Source organism: Devosia elaeis, from assembly GCF_001650025.1.
Classification (GTDB): Bacteria; Pseudomonadota; Alphaproteobacteria; order Rhizobiales; family Devosiaceae; genus Devosia; species Devosia elaeis.
Genome location: NZ_LVVY01000036.1, coordinates 1 through 1606 on the forward strand (window position 1 = coordinate 1; position 1606 = coordinate 1606).

General features: G+C 64.6%; 1 protein-coding gene. It reads left to right on the top strand.

Translation table 11 applies throughout. The annotated features are described in order from the left end of the window. Positions 1–274 precede the first annotated feature (274 nt). On the top strand, positions 275–1606 hold a 1332-nt coding region (locus tag A3840_RS01690; RefSeq protein WP_205633323.1), incomplete at its 3' end, for a hypothetical protein.

The window sequence follows — 1606 nt, forward strand, 5'->3', positions numbered from 1 at the left end:
CTGGCCGTCTCGGCCGGTATCAAGGGAGCTTTCTAGCATCCGGCGCAGTGACCCTGCATTCCCTGATCTGCGCCGCGGGCGCCATCCTTGACGGATGGCGCCCATTTTTTCGCCGCCGCGATTATGCGCAGCGGCAATGATTCTGCGTGACCGGCCCTCGTGTTGAGAAGCGGAAACGAGTCCCCTAGTTGCAAAAGCCGGCCTGGCAGCCAGCCGTTTCGATGGAATCGAAATGAGGCGCCAGGCCGGCTTTTGCTTTCGGGAGAATGAGATTATGGCGCGAGCCTTTGGGATACGGAAAAAGCGGAACGAGGGGCGTTGGCTGCTGGCTTCGGTCCTGATGGCGAGCACGGCGCTGATCATGACCCCGAAAGCGGAAGCGGCCGGGGAAATTGTCGATCCGACACCGCCGGATGCCGGCTGGTATTACAGGGACATACCGGCACTCAGCGCCGATGGCAGCATGTTCATCGGCAATATCCAGGATCCGAACGGCACCTTCTATCGGGCGCAATATCACGATGGCAGTAGCCCGGTGCTGGCGCCGCACCTGGGCAGCGGCAATACCACGGCCTATGGGATGTCGGGCGATGGCCGGTTCGTCGTGGGGCGGTCGGCGAATGCCGATGGCTATCAGCGAGCCTTTATCTGGGACACCCAGAGCGGTGACATGCGTGACCTGGGCCTGCTCTATCCCGGCATCGAAAATGCCTGGATGGAAGCCTGGGACGTGTCGGGCGACGGCCAGCGGGCCGTGGGGCAATATACGCGCCTCGGCATGATCCGTGGCTTTGCCTGGGTGGATGACGAGACACGGGTGGGCAATCTCCATGTGCTCCAGAGCTTGGACGACGCCAATAACTGGGCCGCGCATGCCCTCTCGGACGATGGGCGATATGCGACGGGCTATAGCGATGGCAATGCCACCCATAGCCGGGCCGTGCGCTGGGATCTGAGCGGGCTCGAGACCGGCGGGGGCGGCAGCGACGTCCTTCTCGACCTGGGCACGTTTACCGGCTTTGAGGGCGGCGGCTCCGCCGGCACCGACATTTCCGCCGATGGCAGGGTCGTCGTCGGCTGGTCTTCGGACCAGGACGGCATCGAACGGGCATTTCGCTGGGTCGAGGGCGCCGATGGCGGGCGGGCCGAGAATGTGCAGATGTATGACCTCGGCACGCTGTTCGCCACGAGCGATTCCACGAGCCGCGCCAATGCGGTATCGCGCGATGGCGCCTATGTCGTGGGAACGAGCGGCGCCGGTGAAGAGCAGGGGATTTCCCTGGCGTTCCGCTGGTCCGAAGAGACCGGCATGGAATCGGTGACAGACTGGCTTGCCCGGCATGGCGTCGAAAGCGCCGAGAGCCAGGTGCTGTCCGACGCCACGGCCATTTCCGACGATGGCTCGGTCATTGCCGGCATCATGGACGTGGACGGTGCCCGGCGCGCCTATATTGCGCGCGCAGTGGAGGACGAGCCTGGGCCTGGTCCCGGCCCTGGCCCAGGACCAGGACCAGGACCCGGGCTGATGGATGTCGAGGAATATCACCAGACGCTCTATGCGGCGGCCGGCATCGCCAATGCGGGCGAGTTCCTGACCTGGCTGCCG